21 protein-coding genes are annotated in these 21549 nt (G+C 58.4%); 17 read left to right on the forward strand and 4 right to left on the reverse strand.

Annotated elements, in window-relative coordinates:
* The first annotated feature begins 132 nt into the window (after window positions 1-132).
* The 3 genes from HNR59_RS10000 to HNR59_RS10010 are packed head-to-tail and all read left to right on the forward strand — an operon-like array spanning window position 133 to window position 3546.
* Entirely contained in the window at window positions 133-522 is a 390-nt protein-coding gene (locus tag HNR59_RS10000; RefSeq protein ID WP_183829363.1) for a response regulator transcription factor, read from the forward strand.
* Window positions 515-805 (forward strand): hypothetical protein, encoded by a 291-nt coding sequence (locus HNR59_RS10005; protein ID WP_183829365.1) that lies wholly within the window; start codon window positions 515-517, stop codon window positions 803-805. The genes HNR59_RS10000 and HNR59_RS10005 overlap by 8 nt, the downstream gene beginning before the upstream one ends.
* Window positions 805-3546 (forward strand): sensor histidine kinase, encoded by a 2742-nt coding sequence (locus tag HNR59_RS10010; protein WP_183829368.1) that lies wholly within the window; start codon window positions 805-807, stop codon window positions 3544-3546. The genes HNR59_RS10005 and HNR59_RS10010 overlap by 1 nt, the downstream gene beginning before the upstream one ends.
* 42 nt (window positions 3547-3588) lie before the next feature.
* Here the strand turns inward: HNR59_RS10010 and HNR59_RS10015 are convergent, their stop codons facing one another.
* Window positions 3589-5124 (reverse strand): helix-turn-helix domain-containing protein, encoded by a 1536-nt coding sequence (locus HNR59_RS10015; RefSeq protein ID WP_183829371.1) that lies wholly within the window; start codon window positions 5122-5124, stop codon window positions 3589-3591.
* 144 nt (window positions 5125-5268) lie between these two features.
* Between HNR59_RS10015 and HNR59_RS10020 the strand changes: the two genes are divergently transcribed.
* The 7 genes from HNR59_RS10020 to HNR59_RS10050 all read left to right on the forward strand — a co-directional run bounded on the left by HNR59_RS10020 (window position 5269) and on the right by HNR59_RS10050 (window position 13514).
* Window positions 5269-6612, forward strand: a complete 1344-nt coding sequence (locus HNR59_RS10020) for a substrate-binding protein (protein WP_183829374.1) — start codon at window positions 5269-5271, stop codon at window positions 6610-6612.
* Window positions 6613-6721: 109 nt separating this feature from the next.
* Window positions 6722-7750: a branched-chain amino acid ABC transporter permease gene (locus tag HNR59_RS10025; RefSeq protein ID WP_183829377.1), complete on the forward strand. Its 1029-nt coding sequence runs from the start codon at window positions 6722-6724 to the stop codon at window positions 7748-7750.
* Window positions 7751-7756: 6 nt separating this feature from the next.
* Window positions 7757-8899 carry a branched-chain amino acid ABC transporter permease gene (locus HNR59_RS10030; protein WP_183829380.1) on the forward strand — a complete coding sequence of 381 codons (1143 nt, stop codon included), beginning with the start codon at window positions 7757-7759 and terminating at the stop codon, window positions 8897-8899.
* A gap of 10 nt (window positions 8900-8909) precedes the next feature.
* Window positions 8910-9683: an ABC transporter ATP-binding protein gene (locus HNR59_RS10035; RefSeq protein WP_183829383.1), complete on the forward strand. Its 774-nt coding sequence runs from the start codon at window positions 8910-8912 to the stop codon at window positions 9681-9683.
* A complete protein-coding gene (locus HNR59_RS10040; RefSeq protein ID WP_183829385.1) occupies window positions 9680-10444 on the forward strand; it encodes an ABC transporter ATP-binding protein in 765 nt (254 codons plus the stop codon). The genes HNR59_RS10035 and HNR59_RS10040 overlap by 4 nt, the downstream gene beginning before the upstream one ends.
* A gap of 444 nt (window positions 10445-10888) precedes the next feature.
* Window positions 10889-12859 carry an oleate hydratase gene (locus HNR59_RS10045; RefSeq protein ID WP_183829388.1) on the forward strand — a complete coding sequence of 657 codons (1971 nt, stop codon included), beginning with the start codon at window positions 10889-10891 and terminating at the stop codon, window positions 12857-12859.
* Window positions 12860-12875: 16 nt separating this feature from the next.
* Complete coding sequence (locus HNR59_RS10050; protein ID WP_183829391.1) at window positions 12876-13514, forward strand: TetR/AcrR family transcriptional regulator; 639 nt, start codon at window positions 12876-12878, stop codon at window positions 13512-13514.
* 115 nt (window positions 13515-13629) lie between these two features.
* Here the strand turns inward: HNR59_RS10050 and HNR59_RS10055 are convergent, their stop codons facing one another.
* Window positions 13630-13929, reverse strand: coding sequence for a hypothetical protein (locus HNR59_RS10055; RefSeq protein ID WP_183829394.1), 300 nt, complete (start codon window positions 13927-13929; stop codon window positions 13630-13632).
* A gap of 64 nt (window positions 13930-13993) precedes the next feature.
* Window positions 13994-14437, reverse strand: coding sequence for a TonB family protein (locus HNR59_RS10060; RefSeq protein ID WP_183829396.1), 444 nt, complete (start codon window positions 14435-14437; stop codon window positions 13994-13996).
* Window positions 14438-14732: 295 nt separating this feature from the next.
* On the opposite strand from HNR59_RS10060, the gene HNR59_RS10065 reads away from it, so the two are divergent.
* From HNR59_RS10065 to HNR59_RS10095, 7 genes are all read left to right on the forward strand, one after another.
* Window positions 14733-16061, forward strand: coding sequence for a tyrosine-type recombinase/integrase (locus HNR59_RS10065; protein WP_246374553.1), 1329 nt, complete (start codon window positions 14733-14735; stop codon window positions 16059-16061).
* A 145-nt stretch (window positions 16062-16206) separates the two neighbouring features.
* Window positions 16207-16419, forward strand: coding sequence for a helix-turn-helix transcriptional regulator (locus HNR59_RS10070; protein ID WP_183829399.1), 213 nt, complete (start codon window positions 16207-16209; stop codon window positions 16417-16419).
* A gap of 154 nt (window positions 16420-16573) precedes the next feature.
* Window positions 16574-17704: a primase-helicase family protein gene (locus HNR59_RS10075; protein ID WP_183829402.1), complete on the forward strand. Its 1131-nt coding sequence runs from the start codon at window positions 16574-16576 to the stop codon at window positions 17702-17704.
* Complete coding sequence (locus tag HNR59_RS10080; protein ID WP_183829405.1) at window positions 17632-18006, forward strand: hypothetical protein; 375 nt, start codon at window positions 17632-17634, stop codon at window positions 18004-18006. The genes HNR59_RS10075 and HNR59_RS10080 overlap by 73 nt, the downstream gene beginning before the upstream one ends.
* Window positions 18007-18695: 689 nt before the next feature.
* Window positions 18696-19436, forward strand: a complete 741-nt coding sequence (locus HNR59_RS10085; protein ID WP_183829408.1) for a hypothetical protein — start codon at window positions 18696-18698, stop codon at window positions 19434-19436.
* A gap of 226 nt (window positions 19437-19662) precedes the next feature.
* Window positions 19663-20088 (forward strand): hypothetical protein, encoded by a 426-nt coding sequence (locus tag HNR59_RS10090; RefSeq protein WP_183829411.1) that lies wholly within the window; start codon window positions 19663-19665, stop codon window positions 20086-20088.
* 300 nt (window positions 20089-20388) lie between these two features.
* Window positions 20389-20877 (forward strand): hypothetical protein, encoded by a 489-nt coding sequence (locus HNR59_RS10095; protein WP_183829414.1) that lies wholly within the window; start codon window positions 20389-20391, stop codon window positions 20875-20877.
* Between the two features lie 89 nt (window positions 20878-20966).
* On the opposite strand, the gene HNR59_RS10100 is transcribed toward HNR59_RS10095, so the two are convergent.
* A complete protein-coding gene (locus tag HNR59_RS10100) occupies window positions 20967-21269 on the reverse strand; it encodes a hypothetical protein (RefSeq protein WP_183829417.1) in 303 nt (100 codons plus the stop codon).
* Window positions 21270-21549: the final 280 nt, after the last annotated feature.

Raw genomic sequence — 21549 nt, forward strand, 5'->3', positions numbered from 1 at the left:
ATGACTTGATTTACTGGCCGGTTTCGACTGGGATAGGGGGAAAATAAAAAGACCGGGCGTTCAATGTTCCGGCGCATGCCATCCCGGGATGGCAAGACGAGCCCGTTCACAGCCTTGGGAGGGGCTGCTGTGATGACGGACATTCTTATAGTCGAGGACGAGCCGGCGATATCGGAATCGCTTGAGTTCATTCTCACGCGTTGCGGCTGGTCCGTCGGCGTGGCGCGCGATGGCGAGGCCGCGCTTGAGGCTGCACACCGTTTCAGGCCGCGTATGGTCCTGCTCGACATCATGCTGCCCAAGCGCGGCGGGCTGGAAGTGCTCAAGACCTTGCGGGCCAATGAACTGTTCGCCGATACTTTCGTGGTGATCCTGACCGCGCGCGGCCAGCAATATGACCGGCAGGCAGCCATGGATCTGAAAGCCGACGGTTTCATCACCAAGCCTTACGCCAATGGCGAGGTCGTGGATGCGGTAAGGCGCATTCTTGACAGCCAGCCGCGCCCGGCAGCACATGTCTAGCACTCCGGCACCCAGGGAGGAACGGACCGAGCGCGAGGACGTCGCGGCTCTTGTGCCCTTCTTCGGAGTGGTTCTGTTGCTGCCGCCATTCCTCAACCTGTTTGCAGGCATGATCGGCCCATTCGGTGTGCCTGTTGAGGTGCTGTATCTGTTCGGGGTCTGGTTTCTGGTGATTGCAGGCGCCGTGCTGCTGTCGCGCGGGCGTCAGTTTCGGGAGACACCTGCCAAATCCCTGCCGGAAACCGGGCCGGCTGTGCCGCCCGAGCCTCCGGGGCATGCCTGATGCTGTCGCCGGACTTCGTCATCCTGACGGCTGTCGGCTATGTCGGGCTTCTGTTTTTGCTGGCCTATATTTCAGATGCCCGCGCCAAGAGCGGCAATGCCGGTTTCCTCAGCTCTCCCGCCATCTATACGCTGTCGATATCCGTCTACTGCACAAGCTGGACCTTCTATGGCGCGGTCGGAACCGCCGCCCGAAGCGGGCTGGAATTCATGGCCATCTATATGGGGCCGACGCTGGTTTTCGTCGGCTGGTGGTTTTTGCTGCGCAAGCTGATCCGCATCGCGCACAGCCAGCACATCACCTCAATCGCCGATTTTCTCTCGTCCCGCTACGGCAAGTCAAGCCGGCTTGCCGTGCTGGTCACGCTGATCGCGGTGGTCAGCATCACGCCTTACATCGCCCTGCAGCTCAAGGCGATCACCACCTCCATCCAGACCGTGTCGGTCGCCAAGGGAACCGGCGCGGATCATCTTGCCACGCTGGACGAGGTGACGCTGGCGCTGGGCGTCGCCATCGGCATGGCCGTGTTCACCATTCTCTTCGGCACCCGTAATGTCGACGCCCGCGAACAGCACCCGGGCGTGGTGGCGGCCATCGCCTTCGAGGCTGTGGTCAAACTGCTGGCATTGCTGGCCGTCGGTATTTTCGTGATCTACGGCGTCAGCGACGGCATCGGCGATATTTATGCCCGCGCGGTCGAGGCCGGCGTACGCATCCACGAAGCGGACACTTTTGGCAGCCGCTGGGTGGCAGCGCTGTTCCTGTCGGCCTGTGCCGTCATCTGCCTGCCACGCCAGTTCCAGATCACCGTGGTGGAGAATTCGAACGAGGATCATCTGCGCACCGCGAGTTGGGCCTTCCCCTGCTACATGCTGGCGATGAGCGTCTTTATCCTGCCAATTGCGCTCTATGGGCTTTCAACCATGCCGGCGGGATCGAACCCCGACATGTTCGTTCTCACCTTGCCGATGATGACGGGCCACGATGCGCTGGCGCTTTTTGCCTTCATCGGCGGTTTTTCCAGCGCGACATCGATGATCATCGTCGCATCCATCGCCCTCTCGATCATGGTCTCGAACCATATCGTGGTCCCGCTTGCGCTGCGCAGAACCTCGCCCGGTGATGAAAAGGGAGAGCACGACATTGCCCGGCTTCTGCTGCGCAGCCGGCGCATCTCCATCGCGCTGATGCTGTTGCTGGGCTTTCTCTATTTCTGGCTCACGCAGGGGTCAGACGCGCTTGCCCCCATCGGGCTGATCTCCTTCGGCGGCGTGGCGCAGTTCTTTCCCGCCATGATGGCGGCACTGTACTGGCGCACCGCCACCATGAAGGGGGCGCTGGCAGCCATATCGGTGGGGTTCATCGTCTGGGCGTGGACGCTGTTCCTGCCGTCTTTCGTCACCTTCAGCCCGGTGGTTAAGGATCTCATCGCCGAAGGTCCCTGGAGTATTCGTGCGCTGCGGCCGCAGGCGCTGTTCGGCATGGAAGGGCTCGACCCGCTCGTGCATTCCGTGTTCTGGAGCATGCTCGCCAATGTGTCCGTCCTTCTGTGCGTGTCGGCGGCAACCAGCCAGAACGCGCTGGAGCGCATTCAGGCTTCGCTCTTCGTAGACGTGTTTCGCCGTTCAGCATCCTACCAGCCGCGCATATTGCGTGGCTCTGCCACCACCAGCGAACTGTTCTTCGTTGCCGAGCGCGTTCTGGGGTGGAGTCGGGCGAGAGCGCTGTTTGATTCAGCCGGGGTGCCGCACAGGCAGGCCGCTCCCCAGCAGGGCGTTTCAGCGGATTTCATCGCGCGTCTCGAAAGGGAGCTTGCCGGCTCCATCGGCTCGGCATCGGCTCATATCCTGCTGACCAAGGCGGTGGCCGGCGATGCCATATCGCTGGAGGAAATGATGCAGATCGCCGATGAGACCCAACAGGCGATCGAATATTCGCATGCGCTGGAGGTGAAGTCGCAGGAGCTTCACTCGACCGCTCAGCAACTCAAGGAAGCCAATGCACTGCTGAAGGAACTGCATCAGAAGAAGGATGAGTTCCTGTCGCAGGTCAGCCATGAGGTGCGCACGCCGATGACCTCGATCAGGTCATTCGCCGAAATCCTGATGGTGCCCGATGAACTGACGCAGCAGCAGCGTGCGCGCTTTATCACCACCATTCATAATGAAAGCGTACGCCTGACCAAGCTACTCGACGAAATACTCGATCTGAGCGCGCTGGAGCAGGGCGAACGGGATTGGGAGAACGTGCCGGTCGATGCGGAAGCGATTCTCGATCAGGCGATTGCCGTGTGCGAGGCGCTTGCCAGAAAGCGGCTGGTTACGATTGAAAGCGGGCCGCGGGCCGGCGCATGTGTGGTTCTTGCAGATGCTGGACGACTGAGTCAGGTTTTCATCAACATCATCGCCAATGCAATCTCCCACAACGATGCCAGGGAACCGGTCGTCCATATTTCTTCGCGGCTGGATGATGATGTCTACAGCGTCGAGATTTCGGACAATGGATCCGGCGTGCCTCCGCTGTTCCACACCAAGATATTCGAAAAATTCGTGCGGGCCGAGCCAGATGGGACGCCGGATTCGCAAGGTCTGGGGCTGGGCCTGAACATCAGCCACAAGATCGTCGGCAAACTGAATGGCCGCCTCGAACTGACCACTGGCACGCTGCCCGGCGCCTGCTTCCGCATCATACTTCCGGTATGGCAGGAGGCGCAGACAACGCCTGCCCCACTGGATGCATGAAGGAAGTGCCATCAGCGGAGCGTATCTGCCGGGCCGCTTTCCTCACACGGGGATTTCCTGCCGGTGGCTGCAGCCAAGCCGGGGGCAGGGTACGCAGGAGGGGCCGACTTCCACCGGCATGCCGCCGAGATCGAGCCCGTCGCCATAGACTGTGCGATCGGCATGCACGATGTCGCAGGCCAGCATGATGGAGAAGGTCAGCGGCTTCTGGCCAAAGCGCGTGGCGTGCTTGGCCACGGTTCTGGCGATGAGCAGGAAGCGTCCGCCTCCGGGAAACGCGGAGACCTGCCGCACCACGTCATTCGTCGCGAATGCATCGTAGATAGGCCACAGCAGGCAGCCATGCCCGAAGCCCGGAATGGTCAGGCCGGGCAGGGGAAAACGCTTGGTGAGGCGTCCCGAACGATCGGCACGCAGATAGCCGAAGGGCAGGCCCTCGCGCCCTTTGCGGCGCAGCGTAACCAGACGGTGAGCGGCCTGCTCGAAGCTTACCCCGGCAAGGGTGCTGATCAACTCCACATCGTAGCGGCATTCCTCCGCCGTGGACAGAAACTCGTCGTACGGCATCATCATCGCCCCCGCGACATAGGAGGAGATAGCACGCAATGCGAGTTCGCGCGCCTCGTCGGTGGAAAGCTCAAATCCGTTCGTCGTCTCTTCGAGAACGCCGGCTGCGGCGCGCGCCGCATAGGCGTGCAGCATACGGAAAATCCGGGCTGGTCGGGGCATCGTCGGAGGAAAGAGCAGGGACGCTGCGCCAGCGGCGGGAGATCGGGCGGCAGGCGCTTCCGTGCTGATAGTGCAGCTTACCCCGAACTTTTCGGCGAGCGCCGCTGACAGCTTGTCTTCATCTATGCCCTGAGCGCTGGCCAGATCCCGGCGCAGGTCGGCGGCAATCTCTTCAAGCTGCGGAAAATGATTGTTGTGGGTGATCAGCGCTTCATCGACTTCGCGAAGTGGTGATACGGGCCGCTGCCGGGCGGAAGTCTGGTCGAAATAGGCGACGAGATTTTGCGTGACGGGTACAAGATCGCGCGCTTCGGCATTGATGTTGCCCACAAAACGGCTGCGTTCATTCTCGGTGAGGTCGGGAATGTCGGCCAGAATCTCGGCGCCGGATTTGATGCCGGCAATGCGATTGAGGATTTCGTGCAGAAGCTCTGAAAGCAGCGGATCCGATTTCAGCCGGTGCTGAAGCATCTCGATTTCCATCGTCGCATCGGCATAGGTGCGATGTAGGCGCACGAGCGCGGCTGCGGCCTCGGGAAAGCGGGCGACAAGGTCGCGGATGGCCGCAGCATCAAGCTCGATGCCGCTCATCAGCGAATCGGCCATCAGATCGCCGATGGCGGCTATGTTGCGCGCCTCGCTGTCACCGGAAAGATGTTCGAGATCGATGCCCAGCCGCTCGCCGATCCGCAGCAGAAGCGTTCCGCCAATGCTGCGCTTGTTGTTCTCGATAAGGTTGAGATAGCTGGCCGAGATGCCGAGCATGCGCGCAAGCGTAACCTGCGACAGGCCTGCCGCCAGACGCTTTCGCCGGATACGCGCTCCGATCGGTGTTCTTACTTTCGGCATTGTAAATTATTTACAAAAGTGAATTTACTAATATCCGATTTTTGACAAAAAATGCATTTAATGTCAAATACTTATTGAGAATATAACAATCTGTGACAGTCTCTTGATGCGAAACCGAAATCTCGGACGCGTGGAGGAGATGAAATGGCTATTTTTAAACCCACCAGGCGCAGCCTGATCAAGGGCGCGGGCGCTGGCATTGCCGCGCTCGGTACGCCGTACATATTCACCAGGGGGGCCTGGGCGCAGAATTTCTGCAACGACCCGACCAACGGCAAGATCGTGCTGGGCTTCAACGTGCCGCAGACCGGATCCTATGCGGAGGAGGGGCTGGAGCAGCTCAAGGGATATGAGCTTGCGGTGAAGCACATCAACGGCGAAGGCGACGGCGGGCTGATGAAGACGCTGAAGCCCATTGCCCTGAAGGGCAACGGCGTGCTCGGGCGCAAGGTCGAATATGTGACCGGCGACACCCAGACCAATACCGACGCGGCGCGCGATGGCGCACGGCGCATGATCGAGCGCGACAAGGCCATCATGGTCACGGGGTCCGTCACCTCCGGCGAGGCGATCGCGCAGCAGAGCCTGTGTCAGGAAATGGGCGTCATCTACATGTCCGGCCTGACCCACTCCAACGACACCACCGGCAAGGACAAGCGCCGTTACGGATTCCGGCATTTCTTCAATGCCTATCAGTCGGGTGTCGCGATCGCGCCGTTCCTGGCTCAGGAGTATGGCAAGGACCGCCGCGCCTACCACCTGACTGCGGACTACACCTGGGGCTGGACGCAGGAAGAATCGATCAAGAACGCCACCGAGGCGCTCGGCTGGGAAACGGTGGCCACCGTGCGCACCCCGCTTGGCCTAGGCGACTATTCGCAATATCTGACGCCGGTGCTCAATTCCGGCGCCGACGTGCTCATTCTCAACCACTACGGTCACGACATGGTCAACTCTCTGCCGCAGGCGGTGCAGTTCGGCCTGCGCGACCGTCAGGCCAACGGCAAGAACTTCGAGATCGTCGTGCCGATGTTCTCCGAACTGATGGCGGTGGGCGCGGGCGAGGCGGTGAAGGGCATCATCGGCACCTCGAACTGGCAATGGTCGCTGGATGATGAAGGCACCAAGGCCTTCACCAAGTCCTACGGGGAAGCCTACGGAGAGCCGCCGTCGCAGTCGGCCCACACAGGCTACGTGCAGACCATCCTCTACGCGGATGCCGTTGAGCGTGCGGGAACCTTCTATCCGCCTGAAGTCATCAAGGCGCTCGAAGGCTTCGAGTTCGATGGGATGGGCAATGGCCACACCGTCTATCGCGACAGCGATCACCAGTGCTTCAAGGAAGTTCTGGTGGTGCGCGGCAATGAAAATCCGTCGAGCCGTTTCGATGTGCTCAACGTGATCGGCAAGACGACGCGCGAGGACGTCACCTATGACGCCTCGATCTTCGGCGGGGAACTGGGACCTTACGAACCCAACAAGTGCTGACGGGAATGAAGGTATCTGCCCCGCCTGTGTGAGACAGGCGGGGTAAAGCCCTTTCGTCCGCTCCCTGACATCTGAACTGCGTTGCGTCTCGCATCGAAGGAATATTCTGATGAACGTGTTCTTAGCCCAGTTGCTCAACGGGCTGGACAAGGGCGGCGCTTATGCGCTGATCGCCCTTGGTCTGACGCTGGTTTTCGGCACGCTCGGCGTGGTCAATTTCGCCCATGGCGCCCTGTTCATGCTTGGCTGCTTCTGTGCCGTTACCTTCCGTTATCTCATCACGCTGGAAACGGTGACGGTCGACCCTGAAAAGCTCTCGCCCTGGGGCGCTCCCGTGGAAGTGCGCACGCCGCTGGTGCAGAACTGGTTCGGCGATTTCGGCGCGGTTCTGGTCGACTATTCGGTTCCGATCTCCATCCTGCTGGCCATTCCGACGATGCTGATCATCGGCATTGCCATGGAACGCGGCATCATCAAGCATTTCTACAAGCGCACCCATGCCGAGCAGATCCTCGTGACTTTCGGTCTCGCGATCGTGCTGCAGGAGATCGTCAAGAGCTTCTTCGGCGCCAATCCGGTGCCGCAGCCGATCCCGACGGACCTGCGTGGCGCGGCCGACATCGGCGTGTGGTTCGGCATGGCCCCGCATGTGCTGACCTACCCCTGGTGGCGCCTGATCTACCTGCTGTTCTCCGGACTTGTGATCGGCGGGGTGTTCGCCTTCCTCCAGTTCACCACCTTCGGCATGGTCGTGCGCGCCGGCATGGCAGATCGCGAAACCGTCGGGCTGATGGGCATCGATATCGACCGGCGCTTCACCATCGTCTTCGGTCTGGCGGCCGTCGTCGCCGGTGTCGCCGGCGTCATGTACACGCCGCTGCTGGCGCCCAACTATCATCTGGGCATGGACTTCCTCGTGCTGAGCTTCGTGGTCGTCGTCGTCGGTGGCATGGGCTCGCTGCCCGGTGCCGTGGCCGCCGGCTTCCTGCTTGGCATCTTGCAGTCCTTCGCATCGATGACCGAGGTGAAATCGCTCATCCCGGGCATCGACCAGGTCATCATCTACCTCGTCGCAGTCATCATCCTGCTCGTGCGTCCGCGCGGCCTGATGGGACGGCGCGGAATCATGGAGAGCTGATCCGCCATGTTCTCGCTTTCTCGCAAGGACCTCGTCGCACTCGTGGTATTCTCTGCCGTGGTGCTGACCATGCCGATCTGGCTGTCGCCGCTGGGCGCTGCCTATCCCGGCCTCATGCAGAAGTTCGCGATCTACGCGATCTTCGCCATCGGCTTCAACATTCTGTTTGGCCTCACCGGCTATCTGTCCTTTGGCCATGCGGCCTTCATCGGTGTCGGCTCCTACACAACCGTGTGGTCGTTCAAGCTGCTGACCATGGACATCGTACCGGCCATGATCTTCGCGATCATCACTACGGGGGTGTTCGCGCTGGTGATCGGCTATTTCAGCCTGCGCCGCACCGGCATCTACTTTTCGATCCTGACGCTGGCCTTCGCCCAGATGTGCTACAGCCTTGCCTACTCGGTGCTGACGCCCATCACCAACGGTGAAACCGGGCTTTTGCTGGCGCGTGACGATCCGCGTTATCTGGACGCCATGCTGGGTGCGCAGGCGAACGTGGCCGGCTTGCCGCAGCCAACTCTTTTTGGCAACTCGGTCACCGGCTACACGGGCTTTTATCTTTGCGCGGTGGTCCTGATCATTGCCTTCTTCGTGTCGCAGAAGATCTTCGCTTCGCCCTTCGGCATGGCGCTGCGCGGCATCAAGTCCAACCAGACACGCATGAACTATACCGGCTTCAACACCAAGCCCTACATGCTGGCGGCCTTCGTCATCTCCGGCATGTTCGCGGGTCTGGCTGGTGGTCTTCTGTCGATCACCGATCCGCTTGCGGGTGCTGAGCGCATGAAGTGGACGGAGTCCGGCAACGTTGTTCTGATGACCATTCTCGGCGGCGTCGGAACCCTGTTCGGCCCGGTGATCGGTGCGTGGCTGATCAAATATTTCGAGAACATCTTCTCGGCCATCAACACCAACATGCTCAACAACTTCTTCTCCTTCGTGCCGGACGGCGTTCAGAGCTTCGTGGTGACGGTGCTGTCCAAATTCGTGGGTGAGGGATGGCACCTCACGCTCGGCCTGATGTTCGTGTTGATCGTGGTGTTCCTGCCGGGTGGTCTGGTTGAAGGTTTCCATCGGCTGACGGCACGTCTGAAGCGACGAAAGGCGGTTCCGGATGGCGCCACCTCGGTCCAGCCGGCGGAATAGGGGAAAGACCATGAGCGATACACCGCCCAACATCATTCTGCACGCAGCCGACGTTCACAAGAATTTCGGCGGACTGCGCGCCCTGTCCGATATCGACCTGCAGATCGAGGAAGGCAAGACCCACGCCATCATCGGCCCCAACGGGGCCGGCAAATCGACGCTTCTCAACGTTATCATCGGCCGCATACCGCCGAGCAGCGGAGCGGTGATTTTCGACGGCACGGTGCTGACCGGCAAAGCGCCTTACGAGATCAACCAGCTTGGCATTTCACGGGTGTTCCAGACGCCGGAGATCTTCCCCGATCTGCCTGTCCTGCAAAATGTCATGGCGCCTGCATTTGCACGGCGCGATGGTGCCTTTCGCATCAACATGTTCCGCAGCGTCGATTCCGAAACGGAGATTCGTGAAGAAGCGGAAGACATGCTCAACGATATCGGCCTGCACGGCCGGCGCGGGGACCACGCCGGCTCGCTGTCGCGCGGCGACAAGCGGCGGCTGGAGCTGGCCATGTGCCTGATCCAGAGGCCGCGCCTTCTGCTGCTGGACGAGCCGACGGCCGGCATGAGCCGCCATGACACCAACAGCACCATCGATCTTCTGCGCAAGATCAAGCTGGGCGGCATGACCAAGGTCATCATCGAACACGACATGCATGTGGTGTTTTCGCTGGCCGACCGGATCTCGGTTCTGGCGCAGGGCCGCATCATCGCCTCGGGACTTCCGCAGGAAATCAAGGAAGACCCGCGTGTGCAGGAAGCCTATCTCGGCGGGAGCGTGGAATGAGCGTCGCGACAATGAAACGGGAAGCAATTTCGGCCGCGACCGAGGCCGATCCGTCGCAAGCCTTCTTCGCGGTGCGCGATGTCCACGCCTATTACGGCGAAAGCTATATCGTGCAGGGCGTGACGCTCGACGTGAAGAAGGGCGAGATCCTCGCCCTTCTGGGGCGCAACGGGGCCGGCAAGACCTCGACGCTGCGCACCATCGCCCGCATGGACGACCCCGAGCTGCGTTCGGGCGAAATCTGGCTGGAAGGAAAGCCGCTCCACACGATGAAGTCGTGGCAGGCGTCGCGCGCGGGCATCCAGCTCGTTCCCGAAGACCGGCGTATCATTCCCGGCATGACGGTGGAGGAAAACCTGATCCTCGCGCAGGTGGCGCCGGGGCATGGCATGTCGATCGACGAGCTCTACGAGCATTTTCCCCGGCTGGCGGAGCGCCGCAAACAGGAAGCCGTGACCATGTCCGGCGGCGAGCAGCAGATGCTGGCCGTGGCCCGTGCGCTGGCGCGGGAGGTAAAGCTCCTGCTTCTCGACGAGCCTTATGAAGGGCTGGCGCCGGTCATCGTCCGGGAGATCGAGACGATCGTCCACGGCATCAAGGAACGCGGCATCACCACGATCATCGTCGAGCAGAATGCGGTGGCGGCACTCCGGCTCGCCGACCGTGCTGTCATCCTCGATACCGGCGAGCTTGTCTTTGCCGGTGCTGCAAAAGACCTGCTTGAAAGCGAGGAACTGCGCAACGAATATCTGGCGATCTGACCGAGACCGGCTGTGGTCTGCAAGCTTGCCGGTGGCGAGATGGCATCACCTTCCTGGTGAAGCCTGAAAATGAGGGTGGCGGGTGAGGGAGGCAGCGTTTCCGACGCTGCCTCTTTTGCGCTTCTGCAGCTTTTATAGACGCGAAGGTCTTGGCCATCCGGCTTCCTGTTCGCGAAGAGTGGCCAGTTTCAACGAGCGCGGGCAAAGTTGAAGATTTCATCCTTTTCATCTGGCCCTGTTTCGCATGGCACGTGCGCCTGTTCACGCTTTCGGGCGTGGTCTGAGGACTGTGCAGGGAGCTCTCTGCCGGGGGGGCTTGGCTGAGAAATCCTCCATTCTGAATTTCATTCGATATTCAAATATCAATTGACATTTTAAATTGAAGTTCTAGCTTTCCGGATGTGTTCAACAGGCTGATGCCGTTCCGGCACGAAAGGATTTGCGATGAACGACGTTCCCTTCACCGACAAGAAAACCGTTCAACTGGAAAAGCAGCCGGATGCAGGAGCGGCCTACTGGCACAATTCGCCCGACAACACCGTTCCGCCGCCGGACATGGTCGGCGCTTATATGCGCAACCGTCCCATGCCGGTCGAAGGGGTGGAGAAGCGCAAGGCCTACATCATCGGCAGCGGCATTGCCGGGCTGACGGCGGCGTTCTACCTGATCCGCGACGGCCGCATGCCGGCAAAGAACATCACCATCATTGAAAGCCTCGACATCGAGGGCGGCTCGCTCGACGGCGCCGGCAATGCGCAGGATGGATACATCGTGCGTGGCGGCCGCGAGATGAACTGGAACTACGATAATTTCTGGGACGTGTTTCAGGACGTGCCGGCGCTGGAACTGCCCGAAGGCTACAGCGTGCTCGATGAATACCGTCTGGTGAACGACAACGATCCCAACTATTCAAAAGCCCGCCTCATGCACAGGCAGGGCCAGATCCGCGACTTTTCCACGCTCGGCCTGACCCGCTCCCAGCAATGGGAACTGACGCGCCTGCTGATGAAGCGCAAGGAAGATCTCGATGACCTCACCATCGAGGATTATTTCAGCGCGGGCTTTCTTGAGAGCAATTTCTGGTTCTTCTGGCGTTCCATGTTCGCCTTCGAGAACTGGCACAGCCTGCTTGAGATGAAGCTCTACATGCACCGCTTCCTCGATGCGCTCGACGGCCTCAACGATATGTCGGCGCTGGTCTTCCCAAAATACAACCAGTTCGACAGCTTCGTGCGTCCTCTGATCAAAATGCTGCGCGACAAGGGCGTGAAAGTGCAGTTCGACACCCGCGTCCATGATCTCGACATGGAGGAGAAAGACGGAAAGCGCACCGTCACCGCTATTCGCTGCAAGGTGTCCGGCAAGGAAACCACAATCAAGGTAGGGCCGCAGGATCTGGTATTCGCGCTGACCGGCACCATGACGGAAGGCACGGCCTATGGCGATCTCGACACGGTTCCCGTGCTTGAACGCGGCCGCACCGAACCCGGCGAGGACAGCGACTGGACCCTGTGGCGCAATCTCGCGAACAAGTCCCCAGTCTTCGGCAAGCCTGAGAAGTTTTATGGCGATATCGACCGGTCGATCTGGGAGTCGGCGACGCTCACCTGCAGGCCATCTGCGCTGGTTGAGAAGCTGAAGGAGCTGTCCGTCAACGATCCATATTCGGGCCGCACCGTTACCGGCGGCGTCATCACCTTCACCGATTCAAACTGGGTGCTGAGCTTCACCGCCAACCGGCAGCCGCATTTCCCCGACCAGCCAAAGGATGTGCTTGTGCTGTGGGTCTATGCGCTGCTCATGGACAAGCAGGGCAATTATGTGAAGAAGGCCATGCCCGAATGCACCGGACGTGAGATTCTGGCCGAGCTCTGCTATCATCTCGGCATCGTCGATCAGCTGGATGACGTGGCCGCCAACACCAGGGTTCGCACGGCACTAATGCCCTACATCACCGCTCAGTTCATGCCGCGTGCCGCGGGCGACCGTCCCGAAGTCGTGCCGGCAGGCTGTACCAATCTGGCTTTGATCGGCCAGTTCGTGGAAACCCGCAACGACGTGGTGTTTACGATGGAAAGCTCCGTGCGCACGGCGCGCGTCGCGGTTTATACATTGCTCGGCCTCAACAAGCAGGTTCCCGACATCAGCCCCACGCAATATGATATCCGTACATTGCTGAAAGCGGCCCGAGCGCTGAGCAATGGCGAACCTTTCCCCGGCGAGCGGCTCTTGCATCGCATTCTCGACAAAACCTATTTTGCGCATGTCCTGCCACCCATCAGGGAGCAGGAAACGACGTTGAAGGAACGGTTCGAGGACGAACTGGCGGCTCTGCTCGGAAAGGGCAGCCAGTCGCTGAAAGCCGCAGCAGACTGGTATGCAAATCTGCGGGAAGGCTTGCGCCGCAAGGATTGAGAAAACGGACCTACCCATGACGATGCAGGCAGGGCACAAACGTCGAACGCGTCGCGAGATGCAGCAGGATACCCGTGCCCGCCTGCTGGAGGCTGCTTTCCACATCATCGCAGAAAGTGGTGTGGCGGCGGCTTCCATAAGAGGCGTGTGCGAACGGGCCGGTTTTTCGCAGGGCGCCTTCTATTCCAACTTTGCTTCCAAGGACGAGCTTCTGCTCGTCCTTATGGAGCGATATATGAGCGAGATCGCCACCGTTCTCGACGGCGCGGTCGATCAGGCGAGTGACAGTTCTCTTGAGGAGAGCCTGCGGGGCATTGCAACACGTCTTGCAGAGCTTGCACGCCGGCCGGTGCTTTCATTGCTGGCTATCGAGCTTCAGATTCATGCGCTGCGCGACCCCGTCTTTGCGGCCCATTTCGAGCGCGTGAAAGCGGCTTATCACCGGGAGTTCGCGCAGGTGATCGCCAAGGTGATCGAGCATTACCAGCTGCAACCTGTCATTCCGCCGCTTCAGCTTTCGATTGCCCTGCATGCGCTGTGGTCAGGCTCCATCGTTCAGGCAACGGCCGCGGATGCCTTGCCGGTCGAGGATCTGATCATGCTGATGTTCAAAACGGCGACCGGCTGTGATCTACGTAGCCCGTCCGGCAAATAAACCGGCAAATGCCGGAACATGTCGCCCGAAAGCGAAAGCCGGTTTTATGACAACGACATGCGTAAAAATCGGAACCTAAAGCGTAAGGCGCGATTCTTATGGATCGCAATACGCTTTAGCGGCAGCGGCCGTTGCCAACCATGATTTTCATGTTGCCGGGCCCAGGGCGGCGGGTGTTTTGCCGCTCGACCGTCACGTCCACGGTGCAATCCCTGCTTTTCAGCCGATAGCCGGATCTGGTGGTCTCGATGGAAGAGACGGGCTGCTGCCTGAGCGCATCGGCCACTTCGTTGCGGCCCAGAATAGCATGCAGAACCTTGGAGCTTTCCCAGTAGCCAGACAATGCGGCCTGAGCCGGCTGAGATAGGGTACCGGCAGCGATCAGTCCGATCGCAAGCGCTGATCTGAATTTCATTCGTTTCTCTCCGTTCACAATTACCGCGAGGCAGCGCTGCTTTTAGGCAGCCTCCTGAATGACATCACGGTTGGGTGGTGTCTCCGGTTTGCGGTGCTTCGAAATTCAGTTGCAGAGGCGCAACCACGGCCTTTGCGTCAGGTGTCATATCAGGTGTGAACGAAGGCATCGGCGAGGCCAGTGTCGGAATCTGGACGGCAAGCTGGTCCACAGCCGCATTTCCTGACGATCCGGCAATCTTTACATCCGTGATCATTCCATCCGCGGCTACTGAAAATCCGACCTTTGCCGTGAATTGCCCGGAAATACCGCTCTCGCTGCCCCTCGCCACCACTTCCGCCCCAGCTCTCTGCAACCGCGCGCTGACTGCCCGATTCCAATCCTGCTGCACCAGAACGGGAGGTTCCTCTGAAGGCGGCGACGTCTCCTGAGCTGCCACTGGGACTGCCGCAAGCAGCGCGAAGGCAAATGCCCGGATTGAAACAGAGATAACGCCAGCTTTTTTCATGGCTGCAGAATAACCGACTGAAAGCCAGGAGCAATCCCGCCTAAACCATCTGCCGATGCAGGTTCGACACCGAAGGAAAGAGCTCGCGCACTGAAACGAAGTGCCAAGGAAAAGGATTTAGTCTGTGAAAGTGGCGGAGAGAGAGTCCAATGATGAGGCTATTCGTGGTTAGTCACTTATAGCCAACCTGTTGATATTTAACGATTTTGTCTAACCGTGAATAGGCATAATATCTGCGACGGGCTTCAAAGTGGTTGGTCACGACACGCCGACTAACCGCAAAGGACGCTCCGCAATGGCATCAAAAATTGACAGCCTCAACAAGGAACTTCGGACCCGCATCCGGGCCGGCAAGCCCAATCTGTGGTCACACGGCAACGGTCTGTGTTTCGCGCTCGCTAAGAGCGGACGGGCAGACTGGGTGTTCAGATATACGTTCGGCGGCAAGCGCCGCGTGATGACACTGCAATCGCATTCGGACCACATCAGCGACAAGGACTATAAGGCGCTCGAACTGCGCGCCATCGAGTTGCGCGATCTGGTCAAAGGTGGCGTCGATCCCCTCGCACAGCGTAAGGTCAACGGTGCCGTACAAACGAACACCGTCGAGACATTCCGGGAAGTGGCCGAAGGCTACATTGCTTCGCAACGTGGCGGCTGGAAGAACGAGAAGCACGCTGACCAGTGGGAAAGCACGCTCACGCAACTGGTCTATCCGCGTATCGGCAACATGCGCCCGCATGAAATCGGCATAGAGGACGTGCTGCGCGTGTTGCAGCAATCGCACAGGAGGCGAAACGGCAAGAAAGCCGCGCCACTGTGGGACAGCGTGCCGGAGACGGCAAGCCGCGTCCGAATGCGCATTGAGAAAATCATCAGTGCGGCAAAATCGAAAGGCGTTGGCAGCGGCGACCGAGACGTGCGCGCGCTATGGACCGGGCATGTAAACCCTGCGATCTGGAAAGATGGTCTGGAACACTGGCTGTCAAAGGACAAGTCGGCATCGGACCATTTTGCAGCCCTGCCGTATCAGGATGTGCCAGCAATCGTACAGGAGTTGCTAGGCAAACGGGATTTCAGTTCTCGGGCGCTGGCACTCACCATATTGAGTGCCGTCCGCACAAACGAGTGCTTGCATGCCGAATGGTCTGAAATCGATCTGGATGCCGCCGTGTGGACCATACCAGCGGAGCGAATGAAAGCAGGACGGCAGCACCGCGTGCCGCTGTCCAGTGCGGCAGTCGAATTGCTGCGGACGCAGCCACGGTTTCAGGGCGACAGATACGTGTTTCCCGGCGCGAAACGCGGCAAGCCGTTGAGCAACATGTCAATGCTTGAGGTCCTGCGCGGCATGAGGGGGTACGGCTGGACGGTTCACGGCTTCCGTTCGTCGTTCCGCGACTGGATTACCGATACGACATTGCATTCATCGGAAATCGCGGAAACATCGCTTGCACATACTATCGGAAACAAGACGGAAGCAGCATATCGACGTGGAGAAGCGTTTGAACGGCGCGCAATTCTCATGCAACACTGGTGCGATTATCTGACAATGAAAGAAACTGAATACGAAATTAAGTGGAAACGCTATATAGCGGTAAATGAAATAGATATTGCAGCATGAACAATGCCCGCTTCGGCGGGCTTTTTCTTTATGGGTAGGCTTGACTACTGGTTCCGTACTGTGATCAGGATATGGAGCCGTCGCCCAAATCGATTTCAGAAGGCGTTGCTACGGTGCCGACAACTCCCAGACAGAGGCGGCACCCATGTCCGACCATACGACCCTCATCACACGCGACCAGCTTTGCGCACTTCTCAACATCAGCGACACCACCCGCCAGCGGCTTGAGAAGGCGGACCCCACGTTTCCGCTCAAAATCCATGTGTCTCTGCGCCGTGTCGGATATCTACGAGCAGATGCTCACGCATGGCTGATGCAGCAGCGTGAAGCGGCATCAAGACAGCAAAATGCGGCGTAGTGGTGGGCCGTATCGGTTGGTTTCCAGACGATAGAACCGGCACAGCCAATCATTTCCGACAGTTACGTGAAATCCTGCGGCGGACGGTTCCTCCGCTCGCAAAGAAAAGCCCGGCACGTTTTGCGGACGTGGCCGGGCTAGAAAGTGCATTCCAATGACCAACACAGTACCCGTTTCGTTCCGTGCAGGCAACCTGCGCATCCTGTGCGCCACAGCATTCGCAAGCATATACGATGGACCGCCACCGCCGCTGACAATCGATCTGGCGCAACCGATCTTTGGCGAAACTGAATGCCGCCAATGGTTCGCAGGCTGCACGCTGGTTGGGCCCGAGAATAGGATTATAGGGCCGCGCGGTGTCACTTATGGCCCGGACGCTTTCAACTCTGCGTTTGGCGGCAAGCTGTTCGTCATCGACCCGAACGGCAAGACCACAAACCGGGCGTGGGAAGCGGCAACCAACTCGATGCTTTGGACGGTTCCGAAGGTGGACGGCACGCGGTTCCTGCCGGGACGGCCTACCGGCGAGATCAGCACGGACGCGCTAGGCCGGACCTACGTCAACACATACGTGCCAGCGACCATTGAAACCTTTCAGGCTGATGTAACGCCATTTTTGCGACATCTGGAATTGCTTCTGCCTGACCCGAACGACAGGCGCGCGCTGGCGGAATATCTGGCGCATTGTGTGAAATATCCGGGATACAAAATCCCATGGGCTCCGCTCATTCAATCGACCGAAGGCGTCGGCAAAAACGTGATCAAGCAGGTCATGCGCTATGCCATCGGCTCGCATTACTTCTATGAGCCGAAAGCCAAGCAGCTGAATGACAGCGGCAGCAAATTTAACGCTTGGATGGAGGGGAGGCTATTTTTCCTTGTGGACGAGATTATGACCGGCGAGAAGCGGGACATGGTAGAGACGCTGAAACCTTTCGTTACGGAAACTCAGCTTGAGATAGAGGGCAAGGGTTCAAACCAGCGCATGGGAGACACGCCGGGGAACTGGTTGTTTCTCTCGAACCACAAGGATGCAATTCCAATTCATCGGAACGGACGGCGGTTCGGCATTTTCTACAGCGCTATTCAGTCGGTATCCGATCTGGCCGCGCGCGGCATGAACGATACCTATTTCGGACGGCTCTATAGCTGGCTTGGGGACCATCAGAACGGCGGGCATCAATACGGACTTAGGCCGTGGCGGGATGGCTTATGGCCTATCCCGTCGAGCGCGGTGCCATCAGCCAGCGCGCACCGGTCACGTCATCTACGGAAGCCGCCCTGATCGAAAGCCGGGGCTGGTTGGCGCAGATGATTATGGAAGCGGTGGACGGCGAGGCCAATGGGTTCAGGGGCGGCTGGATCAGCACATCAGCGGTCCAGCGGCTCCTGTCTGGACAGCGCAAGACAGTAGCCAGTCGCTCACTCGGACAGGCTTTGGAAGAACTGGGCTATTACAGGATCGGCAAGGCTGGACGCGGGTGGATGCAGGACGATCCAGCTAACCCGACAAAGCGGCCTTGGCTCTGGAACACATCGCCTAACGCCAATCTGGCCGATTATGGACGGGCACAAGGATACGAATAGCAATTTGCTATAATTGCAGCAATTTACAGAGAGGCTCGTTAATTACTGACGAGCCTCTTTTTTTCCGTTATTTGCAGCAACTGGCCGTTAAATGCCGTTAACCGCCGTTAATCGACGGGACGTCCTAATCGAAAACTTGAGGACGCGGATTAGGGCGTCGCATAACATGTTGATTTTAAACGGGTATTTCGCGGCGTCCTAATCGGCCTAAAAAACCCCACTCACTCTCTATATAGGCGTATATTATATGTATTTTTCCCTAGCAGTATAGAAACTTTAGGCCGATTAGGACGTGCATATGTTAAGTCATTGAAATATAATAGAAATAGTACGCCCTAAAGTTTTAAGATTAGGACGCGATTAGGCCGATTAGGACGCCATGTTAAGCAGTGTTAAGCAGGCTGCTACTGACTGTGGCGGAGCACTGGTCCTATATGCGGCAGCCGATTATGTTGCGAATTCAACTGTAGTTGCCGTTTCCGATTGGCAGCTAATCAAAATCGCTAACCATTTCCGATGCGTTGCGTTTGCTGTTTACGATTAGTTGCGTTTGTTATTTACGATGTACTTTCATTCTAAGTTTACGATGTGGAGTTATTGAAAAAAAGACAGTATAATTTGTCGTTCTATGTTGACATTACATGAGAGAATGTGATTCCTTGCTGCCGGCAATAGAAGGAACCATCCACATGCACACCCGGAATCAGCCGACAGAACGTGGAACCATCTACGAAGTCGAAGGTAGCATTGCCTTCGTACCGTCCGAACTAAGGACCGGCGCGCTGGCTAAACCCACAGAGACCCTTGAAACGGCGCTGAGTGCCGCCGTTGCGGCCATCGCCGCAAATAGCACTGTCTATCAGCCTGAGGCTGTTCCCGAGGCAAACGCGGTCGCTATATCGAACCTGCGGACGGCATGGCGCGCCGCCATGAGCGCTTATCGGGCTGAGGCCAGGACGGTAGCAGAAGCGGACGCCAGAGCACGCCAACCCGGTCCACAGACTGACGCAGCGTATGAAAGCCGGTTCGTCCAGTCGCTGGCTGCCATGGACGTGCCGAAGCGTATCGGCGCTGTAGCCAACCTGTCTTACGAGCAATCGTCGGCACTGGTCCGCCATGGCGATCTGGATTGGCTCGAACTGCCCGAGCGGGTTATTGCTGACGTGATGGAACGGCACATGCTGCTCGGCTATGCCATCAGAACGGGTGCGCAGGCTGACTACAGCGCTAAGCCATCCTTCGATAATCCACTACCGGTGGGTGCGGACACAGAAGCTGCCATGGCTGCGGTGAAACCTCAGCTTGCGGCGTTCAGAGTGCAGGCAGACCGGGTGCAGCTTGCCGCTGGTGTTCTTCGAGATGTGGTCAGGTTGGCTGCTTCTGCTACCGGAAAGACCGTGGACGCGACATGGGCGGAATTCGCAGCATGAGCCTACCAAGCTTGTCGGGGCCTCAGGGCTTGCAGGGAGCCATATGGCTCCCGGCTGCGGCCACAGTCACGTCCGGCGAGGTCCTGCGGCTCACTGGATGGAGCCGCCAGCGGCTCCATAATTACCGCAGCCGGTATGATTTTCCGGCATCTGGCCAGCAGCGGCGAATGCGGACCCGCGACGTAGCTGCATGGCTCGTTAAGCATGGTGTGACAGTGGAATGGCTATGACCGATAATCCCGCTTCATCTAGCGCAACCGTCCATCAGTTGCAGCGGCTGCCGAACGGGCAATTTGCGCCGGGTTCGGGCGGGCGTGTTCCGGGCAGCAAAAATCTCGTATCTAATGCGGCTTTGGCCGCCGTCCGGGACATGAAGGACGCCGCAATCCAGCAATTGCGTGAAAAGCTGATTGCTGGCGACTGGCAAGCGGTTCTGTTCGTGCTGGAGCGCTGTTTGCCAAAAGGCCGTCCGATTGAACTGGACGCGGCGACACCATCGGCAATCACGGGCGCGCTGATTAACGGCACGATCACGAGCGAGGAAGCGAAAAACGTCGCCACGGTGCTCGAAAAGGTCGCGTCAATCGAGCAGGTCACAGAGCTTCGTGAACGGCTGGAAGCTCTCGAAAGGCTTCAAAATGCAGCGCGGTAGAAGCTTGTTGGTTCGGCTGGAAGCGCTCGAAAGCAAGATGGTCAGTCCACTTCAGCGCAGGTTGGACGCTCTGCCGTCAGCGGATCGCGCGGCATATGACACATGGAAGCATGCACGGGTTGCGTGGTGCCGCCAGTTCACCGGGTCAGAGCTATATACCGCGATAATCGACGGCGACACGGGCCCAAAACTGCCCCGGCATGTTGAGCGCCAACTATTCCCCCAACTGCCGCAAATCTTGACAACCGATAGTGAAGCGGAGGCCGCAGAGAAGTGGCGGCAGATAATGGAGAACATACGATGATCGATCTGAACGATAAGGACATTTACTACATCAAGGGGAAGAAATTCGGGCTTGTCATTGATGGAAACGCGCAAACAATTCTCGCTGTCATCAAAGGCCGAGCAGACAAGCATTTCTCCGATGTTCGCATTGTCGAAGAATTGCGGCTCGCAGACCATTCCAAGCGAACACACTTCGACAGGCAAAAAGCCATCCTGTTTGTGGACGGGCTGGCGCTGATAGATTTGCTGGTGTGGGCTGTAGAACAGCGCGATTGGAAAGACGGGAGGCAATTCTTCAAGTCGTTTCAGCGTCTGTTCGGCGGCGGCGATGGAATACGTATCGATTCCTATCCGACCGCATCTCTTGCTGCGGCGGGTGGCATGGCCGTTCCGGGAGAACTCGACCACATCAAGGCCGAATTCATTCGACAGCACCCCGACGCGTTCGCAGCTTTGCAGCATCGTGAACCTAGCGTCCTACTTGAAATCGACGTAAGCGACTGATTCTGTCCTGTTACATATTTTTGAAATATAGGAAGTCGTGTTTCTATGATTTAATAAATTTATTTGGTATTTTTGGAAAAAACATATTATTATTTTATTAATATTGTATTTTTATGCCACATACGTGTTTCGTTGTTGTATTTAATCTCTATGGCGTAGCGGGATTTTATCATACCACCGAAACCGTTCCGCGCGCGAAAATGACCAACAATTTGATATTTGCATTCGCCCATATCCAATGTGGACGGCGGGTCAAATTCTGCGGATGATGGGTCATTCAACTGCTTCTTAACAAATTTTTCGGCCATGATTTCAGCCATGCCTTCGCCGCCACCGCATTCGCTGCACGCAGTAAGTGCGATTAATGGAATGACTGCAAGAATGTGCTTCATATTGATTACCCCCGCGTCGCTATAAGTTCCATAAGCCGTCATAGATTGCACAATGCCGTCGTCAAGCGCATTTAACGGTGAAGTCATCGGCAGGGAGTGATTAGCTGATAGGTTAGCAGGTAACTAACCGCCCGGTCGCAAACACTTTGAAAATATGGGATTTTTCAGTTGACAGTGGCGGAGGAAGTGTACCAAATACCGAACTCTCTCCACGCGGACTCCATGCAGCAGACCCGCAACAAACTGATGTGGCGCACCAATGCAGGGATCACGACGCGTT

Origin of the sequence: Aquamicrobium lusatiense, from assembly GCF_014201615.1 — a bacterium.
GTDB lineage: Bacteria > Pseudomonadota > Alphaproteobacteria > Rhizobiales > Rhizobiaceae > Mesorhizobium > Mesorhizobium lusatiense.